Raw genomic sequence first — 13836 nt, forward strand, 5'->3', positions numbered from 1 at the left:
GGGTTTCCCCGGGCAGTGTGTCCCGGAGTTCCCCGGGACGTGCGTCCCGGGGTTTCCCCAGGGTGTGGATTACTTCTTCTCGACCGCGTGGCCACCGAACTGGTTGCGCAGCGCGGCGATCATCTTCATCTGCGGCGAGTCGTCCTGACGCGAGGCGAACCGCGCGAACAGGGAGGCCGTGATCGCGGGCAGCGGCACGGCGTTGTCGATGGCGGCTTCCACAGTCCAGCGGCCCTCGCCGGAGTCCTGTGCATAACCGCGCAGCTCGTCCAGGTGCTCGTCCTCGTCGAGGGCGTTGACCGCCAGGTCCAGCAGCCAGGAACGGATGACCGTGCCCTCCTGCCAGGAGCGGAAGACCTCGCGGACGTTCTCCACGGAGTCGACCTTCTCCAGCAGCTCCCAGCCCTCGGCGTAGGCCTGCATCATGGCGTACTCGATGCCGTTGTGGACCATCTTCGCGAAGTGGCCCGCGCCGACCTTGCCGGCGTGCACCGCGCCGAAGTCGCCCTCCGGCTTCAGCGCGTCGAAGATCGGCTGCACCTTGGCGACGTGCTCGGCGTCGCCGCCGTACATCAGCGCGTAGCCGTTCTCCAGGCCCCACACACCGCCGGAGACGCCGCAGTCCACGAAACCGATGCCCTTGGCGGCCAGCTGGGCGGCGTGCTTCTCGTCGTCCGTCCAGCGCGAGTTGCCGCCGTCCACGACGATGTCACCGGGCTCCAGCAGCTCGGCGAGCTGGTCGACGGTCTGCTGGGTGGCCTCACCGGCCGGCACCATGACCCATACGACGCGCGGGCCCTTGAGCTTGCCCACAAGCTCTTCCAGGCTGTGGACATCGGCGAGGTCCGCATTGCGGTCGTATCCGACGACGGTGTGGCCCGCGCGGCGGATCCGCTCGCGCATGTTGCCGCCCATCTTGCCGAGGCCGACGAGACCGAGCTCCATCAGTTGTGTTCCTTAGGTGTCCGAGGTGGCGTGACGGCACGGCCGTGCCGGGCGGTTTCCCGCCCCGGCACCGGCGTACCTGTGTCCGAGCCTAAACCCGGATTCTCGTGCACACCTGTGGGCATACGCGCTCATACGCACACATGCCCTGAGCTGCGGTTTCCCGCTGCCGCCGACCGCTGCCGAAGGCGATCAGCCGCTGAGACGCACCGGCATGATCAGGTACTTGTAGGCCTCGTCCGCCTCCGCGTCCAGCGCCGGCTTGCCGCTGAGCAGCGCGGGCTTGGTGGACGTGGTGAAGGACAGCTGGGCCACCGGGGAGTCGATCGCGCTCAGACCGTCCAGCAGGAAGGTCGGGTTGAAGGCGATCGAGATGTCGTCGCCCTCCAGCTGGGCGTCGACCCTTTCCACAGCCTGTGCGTCGTCGCTGGATCCCGCCTCCAGGATCAGCACGCCCTGCTCGAAGCTGAGCCGCACCGGGGTGTTGCGCTCGGCGACCAGCGCCACACGCTTGACGGCCTCCACGAACGGGGCGGTCTCGATCACGGCGACGCTGTTGAACTCCGTCGGGAACAGCGTGCGGTACTTCGGGAGGTCACCCTCCAGCAGGCGGGTGGTCGTCCGCCGGCCCGCGCCCTCGAAACCGATCAGGCCCTCGCCCGCGCCGGAGCCGGAAAGCGCCAGGATGACGCTGTCGCCGCTGGTGAGCGCCTTGGCGGTGTCCAGGAGCGTCTTGGCGGGCACCAGGGCGACCGCGGAGGCGTCCGGGTTCTCCGGCTTCCACAGGAACTCGCGGACCGCGAAGCGGTAGCGGTCGGTGGAGGCCAGCGTGACCGTGTCGCCCTCGATCTCGATGCGCACACCGGTGAGCACGGGCAGCGTGTCGTCACGGCCGGCCGCGATGGCCACCTGCTGCACGGCGGAGGCGAAGACCTCGCCGGGAACGGTGCCCGTGGCGTTCGGCATCTGCGGCAGCGACGGGTACTCCTCCACAGGCAGTGTGTGGAGGGTGAAGCGGGAGGAGCCGCAGACCACGGTCGCCCGTACACCGTCTGTGGAAATCTCCACCGGCCGGTTGGGGAGGGCGCGCGAGATGTCGGCGAGCAGGCGGCCGGAGACCAGGACCGTGCCCTCCTCCTCGACCTCGGCCTCGACGCTCACCCGCGCGGAGACCTCGTAGTCGAAGCTCGACAGGCTCAGCTGACCGTCCTCGGCCTTCAGCAGCAGGCCGGCGAGGACAGGCGCCGGCGGACGGGCCGGGAGGCTGCGCGCCGCCCAGGCCACTGCCTCCGCGAGTACGTCGCGTTCCACCCGGATCTTCACCGTAAGCCGCCTCCTGCTGTTGCCGGCGCTTCTCGCCCTGCTTCGCCTTCGTCGTCTGTCTCGGTGTCACCGGCCCCGGTGAGGGGAAGGACACCGGGGTCCAGTCTGACGCACCGCACTGACAGTAGGTGCCTCTCGGGGTCAAGTCGTGACGAGGGGCAGCCGGGCAGCGAAGAGCGAGTTGTGCACAGGGCCCTCTTCGAAACGAATTCCGCGCTCTCTCTAGTCGTTGGTAGTAGTAGGGCCTGTGGATACCGTGGATAACCACGTTTGCCCAGCTCAGCGCGGAGATTTTGTCCACGGGCCCTGTGGGTGGCGCCGGTGGACAACCAGCGGTCTCTGTGGAGAACGGAAAGTTCTGCACACCCCGTGCACAGGCGAGGGCGAGTTCTCCCCAGCGCCGTCCCCAGCTTTACCCGCCTTTCCCACAGCCCAACCCGGCAGCTTTGTGTGACGGCTTTCACTCGACGCGGTGAGCAGGTGCGTCACGTTGCCGAACAGTGGACAGCCATGTGGAGAAGCTGGGGATCACTGGGGACAACCACCCCCAGCCTGTGGGTTGCCCGTGGACAACTTCGTGCACAGCTTGTGGACCGCCGCGTTGTCCACAAGCTGTGGAGATCGTTCGTCCACCAATCCACAAGCGGCTGACCTGGTCTGATCGTCTTTCAACAGGGTTGCCTGTGGACACGATCTGGACAACTCCGCAGTCCCCAGCGTGTGGACGGAAGAAAGTCACCGAATCTGTGGAGAGTGGCCGTAACCAGGCAGAAAATCGAACACCGGGTGACCGGCAGGAGCGGCGCTGAGCGGCGCCGGCATGACGAAGGGCGCCCCCGGATCGTCTCCAGGGGCGCCCTCGGTGCCGTACGGGTGGGCCTGTCAGCCGTTCTTGATGCGGTTGGTCAGCTCGGTGACCTGGTTGTAGATGGAGCGCCGCTCGGCCATCAGATTGCGGATCTTGCGGTCGGCGTGCATCACGGTCGTGTGGTCGCGGCCGCCGAACAGCGCGCCGATCTTCGGCAGCGACAGGTCCGTCAGCTCACGGCACAGGTACATGGCGATCTGCCGCGCGGTGACCAGCGCGCGGCCGCGCGAGGTGCCGCACAGGTCCTCGACGGTCAGCCCGAAGTAGTCGGCCGTGGCGCTCATGATGGCCGTCGAGGTGATCTCGGGCGCCGAGTCCTCGCCACCGGGGATCAGGTCCTTGAGGACGATCTCCGTCAGGCCCAGGTCCACCGGCTGCCGGTTGAGCGACGCGAACGCCGTCACCCGGATCAGCGCGCCCTCCAGCTCGCGGATGTTGCGTGAGATGCGGGAGGCGATGAACTCCAGCACCTCCGGCGGCGCGTTCAGCTGCTCCTGGACCGCCTTCTTGCGCAGGATCGCGATCCGCGTCTCCAGCTCGGGCGGCTGGACGTCCGTGATCAGACCCCACTCGAAACGGTTCCTCAGCCGGTCCTCCAGGGTCACCAGCTGCTTGGGCGGCCGGTCGCTGGAGAGCACGATCTGCTTGTTGGCGTTGTGGAGCGTGTTGAAGGTGTGGAAGAACTCCTCCTGCGTCGACTCCTTGTCCGCCAGGAACTGGATGTCGTCGACGAGCAGGATGTCCATCTCGCGGTAGCGCTTGCGGAAGCTGTCGCCCTTGCCGTCGCGGATGGAGTTGATGAATTCGTTGGTGAACTCCTCCGAGCTCACGTACCGCACCCGCGTACCCGGGTAGAGGCTCCGCGCGTAGTGCCCGATCGCGTGCAGCAGGTGCGTCTTGCCGAGGCCGGACTCGCCGTAGATGAACAGCGGGTTGTACGCCTTCGCGGGCGCCTCGGCGACGGCCACCGCCGCCGCGTGGGCGAAACGGTTCGACGCGCCGATCACGAACGTGTCGAAGAGGTACTTCGGGTTCAGCCGCGCGGTCGGCTCGCCGGGGCCGGTCGCCGGGGCGGGCTGCGCGGCCAGCGGGCCGGGGGCGCCGCCCGCGGAGGGCGGCTGGACGCCGCCCGGACCGCGGTGCGCGGGGCCGCCGCCGGACGGCGGCTCGGGCAGCTCGCGCCGGGCGCCCTGCTGGTCGTAGTCGCCGCGGGACGGCTCGTAGTCGGAGCGCTGCTGCCGCTGGTCGTACGGCGGGCGGTCCATGCCCGGGCGGTCCACGCCCGGCCGGTAGTCCTGGGACGGCGCGCCGTAGCTGTCACCGCCGGACGGCCCGTAGGTGTCGTTCCCGGAGGACCCGTACGACTCCTTGGCCGGCGGACCGTAGGAGTCCTGGCCGTGGGAACGGTACGACTCCTGCGGCGGGGTCGCGTACGGGTCCCGGTCGGGGAAGCCCAGGCGCTGCTGCTGCCAGCCGTAGTCGTCCTGGGTGGGCCGCGGCCAGGCGCCCGGCTCGGGGCGCTGGTACTCCCCCGGGTAGGCCGGGCGGGCGGTGGGGAGCTGGTCGTCGGTGCCGGGGAGCGGCTCCGCGCGGTGGCGGCCGTAGCCCTCGTACTGGCCGGACGGGGGCTCGGGCTCCTCGTAGCGCTGCGGGGCGGGCGGCGCCGACGGGGCCGGGGGCTCGCCGGCGGAGTCGTCCACGGTGATCGCGATACGGATCGGGCGGCCGCACTCGCGGCTCAGCGTCTCGCTCACGATCGGCGCGAGGCGGCCTTCGAGCACGCCTTTCGCAAACTCGTTCGGTACGGCCAGCAGCGCGGTGTCGGCGACCAGCGCGAGCGGCTGGCAGCGCCGGATCCAGTGCTCGTCCTTGGCCTCGACACCCTGTCCGCGGCCCTCACCGAGAAGCTGCTCGAGTACTCGTGGCCACACTGCGGCAAGATCGGCAGGTACGTCAGCCACAGGGCACGCTCTCTCACAGGTCCCACGAACGTGTGGTTGTGGGACGGGTCGGGATGTAAATCGGGGTGGGTAGGGATAAGGGAACGAATCGGAGTCCAGTCACGGTAGTCAGGGCGACCCGTGCGGTTCAAGTTGTTGTCCCCAGCCTGTGGATAGTGTCCCTCAGGTGCTGTCGGTTTGACCGGATGGCGTAGCCCCGCGTACCGTAACCAGGTCGAGTTGTCGATGGCTGCTGCCGCCTGCCTCCGATGGGCACAGATCACGTCCCCGCCAGTGTGGGGGTAGTCCGGTGATCGGAAAGCGGTGCACTCGGGCGTAACGCGAGCTACTCGTGGGCGCACGGTGACAGCCAGGACGGCACCCCGCCACCACCGATTCTTTTCTGGAGCCCCCGAGTGAGCAAGCGCACCTTCCAGCCGAACAACCGTCGTCGCGCGAAGACCCACGGCTTCCGGCTGCGTATGCGCACCCGTGCCGGCCGCGCGATTCTCGCGTCCCGCCGTAGCAAGGGTCGCGCCCGTCTGTCCGCCTGATCCCGGTCAGGTCATGACGTCGTGCTGCCCACCGAGAACCGGCTGAGGCGGCGCGAGGACTTCGCGACCGCGGTACGACGAGGGCGCCGGGCCGGACGCCCGCTCCTCGTCGTCCACCTTCGAAGCGGTGCCACGGACCCGCACGCGCCTGGGGAGAGCGCTCCCCCGACGCGTGCGGGTTTCGTCGTGAGCAAGGCCGTGGGCGGTGCGGTCGTGCGCAACAAGGTGAAGCGCAGACTTCGCCATCTGATGCGCGACCGAGTCGCTCAGGTTCCCCCCGGTAGCCTGGTAGTCGTACGAGCGTTGCCCGGTGCGGGTGACGCCGAATACGCCCAACTGGCCCGAGACCTGGACGCCGCCCTTCAGCGGCTGCTGGGAGGGGGCGCGCGATGAAGTACCCGCTGCTGGCGCTGATCAAGCTCTACCAGTGGACCATCAGCCCGCTGCTCGGGCCGGTGTGCAAGTACTACCCGTCGTGTTCCCACTACGGCTACACGGCCATCGACCGGCACGGGGCTCTCAAGGGCACCGCACTCACGGCCTGGCGCATCCTGCGTTGCAATCCGTGGTCACTGGGCGGCGTGGACCATGTCCCGCCGCGCAAGCGTCCGCGGTGGCACGAAATGCTGCGCAACGCCTGGAGCGCACGCAAGGGCGGGCCCTCCGCCGCCGAAACGGCCACCGAAGAGAATGCTCCTCGGAGCAACGCCCCTTCGAGCCCGGCCGCAGAGACCCCGTCCCATGCCCAAGGAGCATGATTAGTGGACACGATTGCCAGCCTCTTCAGCTTCATCACCACACCCGTCTCGTGGGTCATCGTCCAGTTCCACTCGCTGTACGGTGCGATCTTCGGCCCTGACACGGGCTGGGCCTGGGGCCTGTCCATCGTGTCTCTGGTGATCCTGATCCGCATCTGCCTGATCCCGCTCTTCGTGAAGCAGATCAAGGCGACGCGAGCCATGCAGACGCTCCAGCCGGAGATGAAGAAGATCCAGGAGCGCTACAAGAACGACCGGCAGCGCCAGTCCGAAGAGATGATGAAGCTCTACAAGGACACGGGCACCAACCCGCTGTCCTCGTGCCTTCCCATCCTGGCGCAGTCGCCGTTCTTCTTCGCCCTCTACCACGTGCTCAACAGCATCGCGTCGAACGACACCATCGGTGTGATCAACGAGCGGCTGCTGGAGAGCGCGCAGAAGGCCCACATCTTCGGCGCCCCGCTCGCCGCGAAGTTCACCGACAGCTCCGAGAAGGTCGAAGCGCTCGGTTCCACCATCACGGACGTGCGGGTCGTCACCGCGCTCATGATCGTCCTGATGTCGCTGTCGCAGTTCTACACGCAGCGCCAGCTGATGATGAAGAACGTCGACACGACGGTGAAGACGCCCTTCATGCAGCAGCAGAAGATGCTGATGTACGTCTTCCCGGTGATCTTCGCCGTCTTCGGCATCAACTTCCCGGTCGGTGTCCTCGTCTACTGGCTGACCACCAACGTGTGGACCATGGGCCAGCAGATGTACGTCATCCACAACAACCCGACCCCGGGTTCCAAGGCCCAGGCCGCGTACCTGGAGCGCCTGTACAAGCACGTCACCCACCACGGCAAGACCCGCAACCGCCGTGAGCGCGCCATCGTCAAGGCCATCGTCGCCAAGGGCCGTGACCGCAACGAGCACGAGCGCAAGTTCATCAACGGCCTCAGCAAGGCCGGGCTCGCGGCTCAGGCCGACGGCACCGTGGTGAAGGGCGAGAGCACCGTCGTCGCCGAGAACGAGGACGGTACGACCACCACCACCGCGGCCGGCAGGCGGCAGCAGCCCAAGCGGCAGACGAAGGCCCAGCGGCAGACCGGCGGCCCCAAGCCGGCGGGCGGCGGCGAGAAGACCTCGCTGAGCAAGTCCGACGAACCGCAGGACAGCGAGGCCGGGGAATCCACCGGCAAGGCGCCCAAGTCCGGCGGCACCCGCAGCCGGGCCCAGTCCGGCCAGCGCAAGGGTCCGCAGCGGCCCAAGTCCCCGTCCAAGAAGTAAGAAGGAGTCCATCCCGTGACGGAAGGCACCACCTCCGCCGCTGCCGAGGGTGCAGACACCCTGTCCCGCCTGGAGCAGGAAGGCGAGATCGCGGCGGACTACCTCGAGGGTCTGCTGGACATCGCCGACCTCGACGGCGATATCGACATGGACGTCGAGGGCGACCGCGCCTCTGTCTCGATCATCAGCGACAGCGGCAGCCGCGATCTGCAGAAGCTGGTCGGCCGGGACGGCGAGGTGCTGGAGGCGCTCCAGGAGCTCACCCGCCTGGCCGTGCACCGGGAGACCGGCGACCGCAGCCGGCTGATGCTGGACATCGCGGGCTACCGGGCCAAGAAGCGCGCCGAGCTGTCCGAGCTGGGCGCCAAGGCCGCCGCTGAGGCGAAGAGCAGCGGTTCCCCGGTCAAGATGAAGCCGATGACGCCGTTCGAGCGCAAGGTCGTGCACGACGCGGTCAAGGCCGCCGGTCTGCGCAGCGAATCCGAGGGCGAGGAGCCGCAGCGCTTCGTCGTCGTGTTGCCCAACTGATTCGGTAAGCACATTTCCTCCGGCCCCGTCTGTTGCGCAGGCGGGGCCGAACTTTGTCAGCCTGGTAGTTCTGGAGGTCGGCGCTCGTCGCGCCGATGCGGTACGGAAGGACGGTCCCCGTGACGGAGGCAGCTGAGCTCCCCCCTGCGCCCGAACAGGCTCGTGACGTATTCGGCGATCGCTTCACCGACGCGGTCCGGTACGCGGAGCTGCTGGCCGATGCAGGAGTGCAGCGGGGGCTCATCGGCCCGCGTGAAGTGCCTCGCCTGTGGGAGAGGCACCTGCTGAACTGCGCGGTGCTCTCCGAGGTGGTGCCCGAGGGGGTGACGGTGTGCGACGTCGGGTCGGGTGCCGGCCTGCCCGGTATCCCGTTGGCTCTGGTCCGGGAGGACCTGAAGATCACGCTCCTGGAGCCGCTGCTGCGGCGGACGAACTTCCTCACGGAGGTCGTGGAACTGCTGGGTCTTGACCATGTGACCGTCGTCCGCGGCCGCGCCGAGGAGGTCATGGGCAAGCTGCCCCCGGTCCACGTGGTGACGGCCCGCGCCGTGGCGCCGCTCGACCGGCTGGCCACCTGGGGCATCCCGCTGCTGCGTCCCTACGGCGAGATGCTGGCCCTGAAGGGCGACACCGCCGAGGAGGAGCTGAAGGCCGCGGCGACGGCCCTGAGCAAGCTCGGTGCTGTGGAGACCTCGATCCTGCATGTGGGAGAAGGGGTCGTCGACCCGCTGTCGACCGTCGTGCGGGTGGAGGTCGGGGAGAGCCCCGGCGGTGTGCGCTTCGCGGCCAAGCGGGCCAAGGCGGCCCGGACGGGGCGTGCTCGCCGCCGGCGCTGATCACCGCGCAACAACGCCTACTCCACACAAGGTGCCAAACCTACGCATGCCGGAGTGTCGCGGCAGTTCGGCCTCGGCCGCTGTGCATCGTGTTTCACGTGAAACGTCGCTCACTGCTGCACGGCATCATCAGCCGGGGCCGCGCCGCGGCCGAACCCCGCGACCGTAAGCCTCTCGGGTCTCTTGGCGAGGCTCCCGATCTCCCCGACGCCTCATCCCTCGGGAGTGGCACGAAGTTGTCCACAGAGGTGGATTTCTCCACAGAAGACCAGGCCTCACTGGTTCACGACCCCGAAGGCATGGGAGGCTCTGTTCATTGCGAGCCTGAAGTCGAGGAGAGTGAATCCTTGCGGTCCGACGCCAACATCGCGGGACCGATGACCGATCCGGTCCCCGGTCCCCGTACCGAGTCGACGGGGGCGGATGTTTCACGTGAAACACCGCCTCCGATGGACGACACTCCCATCGGTCGTGCTGCCCAACTGGCGGTGGAGGCTCTGGGCCGCGCCGGTGAAGGCCTGCCACGGCCTGAGCAGACGCGAGTCATCGTGGTCGCCAACCAGAAGGGCGGCGTGGGCAAGACGACGACCACCGTCAACCTTGCCGCCTCGCTGGCTCTGCACGGTGCCCGGGTTCTGGTGATCGACCTCGATCCGCAGGGCAACGCCTCCACTGCTCTGGGCATCGACCATCACGCCGAGGTTCCGTCCATCTACGACGTCCTGGTCGACAGCAAGCCGCTCTCGGAGGTCGTCCAGCCGGTCCCCGATGTCGAAGGTCTCTTCTGTGCCCCCGCCACGATCGATCTCGCCGGTGCGGAGATCGAGCTGGTGTCCCTGGTGGCACGAGAGAGCCGTCTGCAGCGGGCGATCCAGGCTTATGAGCAGCCGCTGGACTACATCCTCATCGACTGCCCGCCCTCACTCGGTCTGCTGACGGTCAACGCGCTGGTCGCCGGGCAGGAAGTCCTGATCCCGATCCAGTGCGAGTACTACGCGCTGGAGGGGCTGGGCCAGCTGCTGCGCAATGTCGATCTGGTGCGGGGGCACCTCAACCCCGTCCTGCATGTATCGACGATTCTGCTCACCATGTACGACGGCCGGACGCGACTTGCGTCCCAGGTCGCCGAAGAGGTGCGCACCCACTTCGGTGACGAGGTGCTGCGGACGAGCATCCCCCGCTCGGTCCGTATCTCCGAGGCGCCGAGCTATGGGCAGACGGTGCTGACCTACGATCCGGGATCGAGCGGTGCCCTCTCCTATCTTGAGGCGGCACGGGAAATCGCGCTGAGGGGTGTGGGCATCAGCTATGACGGGATGCACGGCCACGTCGGCGCTCAGAACGACCAGAGCATGGTGGAGGGGATCCAGTGAGTGAGCGACGGAGGGGGCTGGGCCGCGGTCTCGGCGCACTGATCCCTGCGGCCCCGACCGAGAAGACGCCGGCGCAGGCCGCGGTGGGGGGTGCCGCGTCGACGTCTCCCACGGCGGTGCCGGTACTCACCACCGACCGCGGGGTGGCCGCTGCGAAGGTGGCCACGCTGCCGCCTGTTTCACGTGAAACCGAAGAGCCGTCGATCAACGGCGCCGTGGACGTGCCCGCTCCTCCCATGGGCGCCCACTTCGCCGAGATCCCGCTCGATGCCATCAAGCCGAACCCGCGGCAGCCGCGTGAGGTCTTCGACGAGGACGCGCTGGCCGAGCTGGTCACCTCCATCAAGGAGGTCGGGCTGCTCCAGCCGGTCGTGGTGCGGCAGCTGGGCGCCGGGCGTTACGAGCTCATCATGGGTGAGCGGCGCTGGCGTGCCTGTCGCGAGGCCGGCCTGGAAGCGATCCCGGCGATCGTGCGGGCGACCGAGGACGAGAAGCTCCTCCTGGACGCGCTGCTGGAGAACCTGCACCGGGCCCAGCTGAACCCGCTGGAGGAGGCGGCTGCCTACGATCAGCTGCTGAAGGACTTCAACTGCACGCACGACCAGCTGGCGGACCGTATCGGCCGGTCCCGCCCGCAGGTCTCCAACACGCTGCGTCTGCTGAAGCTCTCCCCGGCGGTCCAGCGCCGGGTGGCCGCGGGGGTGCTCTCCGCCGGTCATGCCCGGGCTCTGCTCTCGGTCGAGGACTCGGAGGAGCAGGACCGGCTGGCTCACCGGATCGTGGCCGAGGGGCTGTCCGTGCGGGCCGTCGAGGAGATCGTGACCCTGATGGGATCTCACCCTAAGACCGCTCAGCGGCCGAAGGGCCCTCGGGCCGGCTCGCTGGTGTCCCCGGCGCTGAATGATCTCGCGACCCGGTTGTCCGATCGCTTCGAGACGCGGGTGAAGGTCGACCTCGGTCAGAAGAAGGGCAAGATCACCGTCGAGTTCGCCTCGGTGGAGGACCTTGAGCGGATCCTCGGCACGCTGGCTCCGGGTGAGGGACCGGTGCTGCAGAAGAGCCTGCTGGAGAGCGACGACGAGGAGTCGGAGGCCTGAGCCTTCGCCAAGTGCGTTCTTTGATCGTGCGCGTGCGGGCCGTGTCCGGTGTGTACCGGAACACGGCCCGCACTTTGCTTTTTGGCGGTATCGATGGAATCGCTTCGTGGATACGATGCGTTCGGGTATAGGAAGCGAGGAACAGCCTTCATGGGGCGTCGGCTCGTACCGCTCACGCTGGACAACCTTCAGGATCTTCCCCAGCGCTGCCGCACGTGTGTCTTCTGGGAGTTGGACCCGGTCAGCGGCGAGGCCGCGGTCAGGGCGGGTACCGCCGCGACGGAGAAGGAGTCCTGGATCTCCGCGGTCCTGCTGGACTGGGGCTCCTGCGGCCGGGTCGTGTATGTCGACGACGTTCCGGTGGGCTACGTGCTCTACGCGCCTCCGGCCTATGTGCCCCGCTCCACGGCCTTCCCCACCAGCCCGGTGTCGCCTGACGCGGTGCAGCTGATGACGGCGTTCATCATGCCGGGCTACCAGGGGCAGGGGCTGGGCCGGGTGATGGTGCAGACGGTGGCCAAGGATCTGCTGAGACGCGGCTTCAAGGCGATCGAGGCGTTCGGTGACGCGCGCTGGAAGGAGCCGGCCTGTCTCCTGCCCGCCGACCATCTTCTGGCCGTGGGCTTCAAGACCGTCCGGCCGCACCCCGCGCATCCCCGGCTGCGGCTGGAGCTGAGGACGACGCTCTCCTGGAAGGAAGACGTGGAGATGGCGTTGGACCGGCTTCTGGGGGCCGTACAGAAGGAGCCGGTGCTGAGGCCGTTGTAGGGCGGGCTCCCGACGGGGGGCTTCTCTCAGCGGTGCTTCGACCATACGAATGGGCCAGCCCTTTCGGGCTGGCCCATTCGTGTTTCACGTGAAACGTCGCTCGTTCCCGTGGGAGGTCACTCGGCGATGAAGTCCTCGAGGTCGCGGATGATCGCGGCCTTCGGCTTGGCGCCGACGATGGTCTTGGCGACCTCGCCGCCCTGGTAGACGTTCAGGGTCGGGATCGACATGACGCCGTACTTGGCCGCCGTACCCGGGTTCTCGTCGATGTTGAGCTTGACGACCTCGATCTTGTCGCCGTACTCGGCGGCGATCGCCTCAAGGGACGGGGCGATCTGGCGGCACGGACCGCACCAGGCGGCCCAGAAGTCCACCAGGACGGGCTTGTCGTTCTTGAGGACGTCCTGCTCGAAGGAGTCGTCGGTCACGTTCTTGAGGGTGCCGGCCACGGCGGGCTCCTTAACTGATTGTGCGTGGGGATGAGGGTCAGACAGTGGTCTTCTCGGGCTCGGCCTGCTGCTCGGTGTCCGCGAGGGCGGCCAGGAAGCGCTCGGCGTCGAGGGCGGCGGAGCAGCCGGTGCCGGCCGCGGTGATCGCCTGGCGGTAGGTGTGGTCCACCACGTCACCGGCGCCGAAGACACCGGTGAGGTTGGTCCGGGTGGACGGAGCGTCCACCTTCAGGTAGCCCTCCTCGTCCAGGTCGAGCTGGCCCTTGAACAGCTCCGTTCGCGGGTCGTGGCCGATCGCGATGAACAGGCCGGTCACCGGCAGGTCCGAGAGCTCGCCGGTCTTGACGTTGCGCAGCTTCAGGCCGGACAGCTTCTGGTCGCCCTGGACCTCGGCGACCTCGCTGTCCCAGACGAACGTGATCTTCGGGTCGGCGAAGGCGCGCTCCTGCATCGCCTTGGAGGCGCGCAGGGTGTCCCGGCGGTGGACGATCGTCACGGACTTGGCGAAGCGCGACAGGAAGGTGGCCTCCTCCATCGCGGTGTCGCCGCCGCCGATGACGGCGATGTCCTGGTCCTTGAAGAAGAAGCCGTCACAGGTGGCGCACCAGGAGACACCGCGGCCGGAGAGCGCGTCCTCGTTGGGCAGCCCGAGCTTGCGGTGCTGGGAGCCGGTGGCGACGATGACGGCCTTCGCCTGGTGGACCGTACCGGCGGTGTCGGTGACGGTCTTGATCTCACCGGTCAGGTCGACGGAGACGATGTCGTCCGGGACGAGCTCGGCGCCGAAGCGCTCGGCCTGGGCGCGCATGTTGTCCATGAGCTCAGGGCCCATGATGCCGTCCTGGAAGCCCGGGAAGTTCTCCACCTCGGTGGTGTTCATCAGCGCACCGCCCGCGGTGACGGCGCCCTCGAAGACCAGCGGCTTCAGCGACGCGCGCGCGGTGTACAGCGCCGCGGTGTAGCCGGCGGGCCCCGAGCCGATGATGATCACGTTACGGACGTCGCTCACGGCTTGATTCCTCGTCTCTGGACGGCGTCGTTTGACCGGTGGGAGCTCCTTTCAGAACTCTCACCCCACCCAACGGATCCTAAGGGGCGCGCATTCCCGTTGTGTCCGGGCACACG

At 68.1% G+C, this 13836-nt stretch carries 14 protein-coding genes; 9 read left to right on the plus strand and 5 right to left on the minus strand.

Going from position 1 to position 13836, the window contains the following annotated elements; genetic code table 11:
- Nucleotides 1–69 precede the first annotated feature (69 nt).
- The 3 genes from gnd to dnaA form a co-directional block, all read right to left on the minus strand.
- Nucleotides 70–945, minus strand: a complete 876-nt coding sequence (gene gnd, locus AMK31_RS34590; RefSeq protein WP_073944714.1) for a phosphogluconate dehydrogenase (NAD(+)-dependent, decarboxylating) — start codon at nt 943–945, stop codon at nt 70–72.
- 192 nt (nt 946–1137) lie between these two features.
- Nucleotides 1138–2268 (minus strand): DNA polymerase III subunit beta, encoded by a 1131-nt coding sequence (gene dnaN / locus AMK31_RS34595; RefSeq protein WP_073944715.1) that lies wholly within the window; start codon nt 2266–2268, stop codon nt 1138–1140.
- 882 nt (nt 2269–3150) lie between these two features.
- Complete coding sequence (dnaA, locus tag AMK31_RS34605; RefSeq protein ID WP_073944716.1) at nt 3151–5097, minus strand: chromosomal replication initiator protein DnaA; 1947 nt, start codon at nt 5095–5097, stop codon at nt 3151–3153.
- 395 nt (nt 5098–5492) lie between these two features.
- Between dnaA and rpmH the strand changes: the two genes are divergently transcribed.
- The 9 genes from rpmH (at nt 5493) to AMK31_RS34650 (ending at nt 12262) form a co-directional block, all read left to right on the plus strand.
- Entirely contained in the window at nt 5493–5630 is a 138-nt protein-coding gene (rpmH, locus tag AMK31_RS34610) for a 50S ribosomal protein L34 (protein WP_003956500.1), read from the plus strand.
- A gap of 21 nt (nt 5631–5651) precedes the next feature.
- Entirely contained in the window at nt 5652–6023 is a 372-nt protein-coding gene (gene rnpA, locus AMK31_RS34615; RefSeq protein ID WP_073944717.1) for a ribonuclease P protein component, read from the plus strand.
- Entirely contained in the window at nt 6020–6388 is a 369-nt protein-coding gene (gene yidD, locus AMK31_RS34620; RefSeq protein ID WP_073944718.1) for a membrane protein insertion efficiency factor YidD, read from the plus strand. Before rnpA ends, yidD begins: the two co-directional genes overlap by 4 nt.
- A 3-nt stretch (nt 6389–6391) precedes the next feature.
- Nucleotides 6392–7660: a membrane protein insertase YidC gene (gene yidC, locus AMK31_RS34625; protein WP_073944719.1), complete on the plus strand. Its 1269-nt coding sequence runs from the start codon at nt 6392–6394 to the stop codon at nt 7658–7660.
- Nucleotides 7661–7675: 15 nt separating this feature from the next.
- Nucleotides 7676–8188, plus strand: a complete 513-nt coding sequence (locus AMK31_RS34630; RefSeq protein WP_073944720.1) for a Jag family protein — start codon at nt 7676–7678, stop codon at nt 8186–8188.
- A 119-nt stretch (nt 8189–8307) separates the two neighbouring features.
- Nucleotides 8308–9024 carry a 16S rRNA (guanine(527)-N(7))-methyltransferase RsmG gene (gene rsmG, locus AMK31_RS34635; RefSeq protein ID WP_073944721.1) on the plus strand — a complete coding sequence of 239 codons (717 nt, stop codon included), beginning with the start codon at nt 8308–8310 and terminating at the stop codon, nt 9022–9024.
- A 299-nt stretch (nt 9025–9323) separates the two neighbouring features.
- On the plus strand, nt 9324–10397 hold the full coding sequence (locus AMK31_RS34640) for a ParA family protein (protein ID WP_073944816.1): 1074 nt from the start codon (nt 9324–9326) through the stop codon (nt 10395–10397).
- Entirely contained in the window at nt 10394–11494 is a 1101-nt protein-coding gene (locus tag AMK31_RS34645; protein WP_073944722.1) for a ParB/RepB/Spo0J family partition protein, read from the plus strand. Before AMK31_RS34640 ends, AMK31_RS34645 begins: the two co-directional genes overlap by 4 nt.
- 150 nt (nt 11495–11644) lie before the next feature.
- Nucleotides 11645–12262, plus strand: coding sequence for a GNAT family N-acetyltransferase (locus tag AMK31_RS34650; protein ID WP_073944723.1), 618 nt, complete (start codon nt 11645–11647; stop codon nt 12260–12262).
- Between the two features lie 116 nt (nt 12263–12378).
- Here AMK31_RS34650 and trxA read toward each other — a convergent pair whose 3' ends face one another.
- Nucleotides 12379–12711, minus strand: a complete 333-nt coding sequence (gene trxA / locus AMK31_RS34655; protein WP_073944724.1) for a thioredoxin — start codon at nt 12709–12711, stop codon at nt 12379–12381.
- A gap of 37 nt (nt 12712–12748) precedes the next feature.
- Nucleotides 12749–13720 (minus strand): thioredoxin-disulfide reductase, encoded by a 972-nt coding sequence (gene trxB, locus AMK31_RS34660; RefSeq protein ID WP_073944725.1) that lies wholly within the window; start codon nt 13718–13720, stop codon nt 12749–12751.
- Nucleotides 13721–13836: the final 116 nt, after the last annotated feature.

The sequence above is a fragment of the Streptomyces sp. TSRI0107 genome (assembly GCF_001905845.1).
GTDB lineage: Bacteria > Actinomycetota > Actinomycetes > Streptomycetales > Streptomycetaceae > Streptomyces.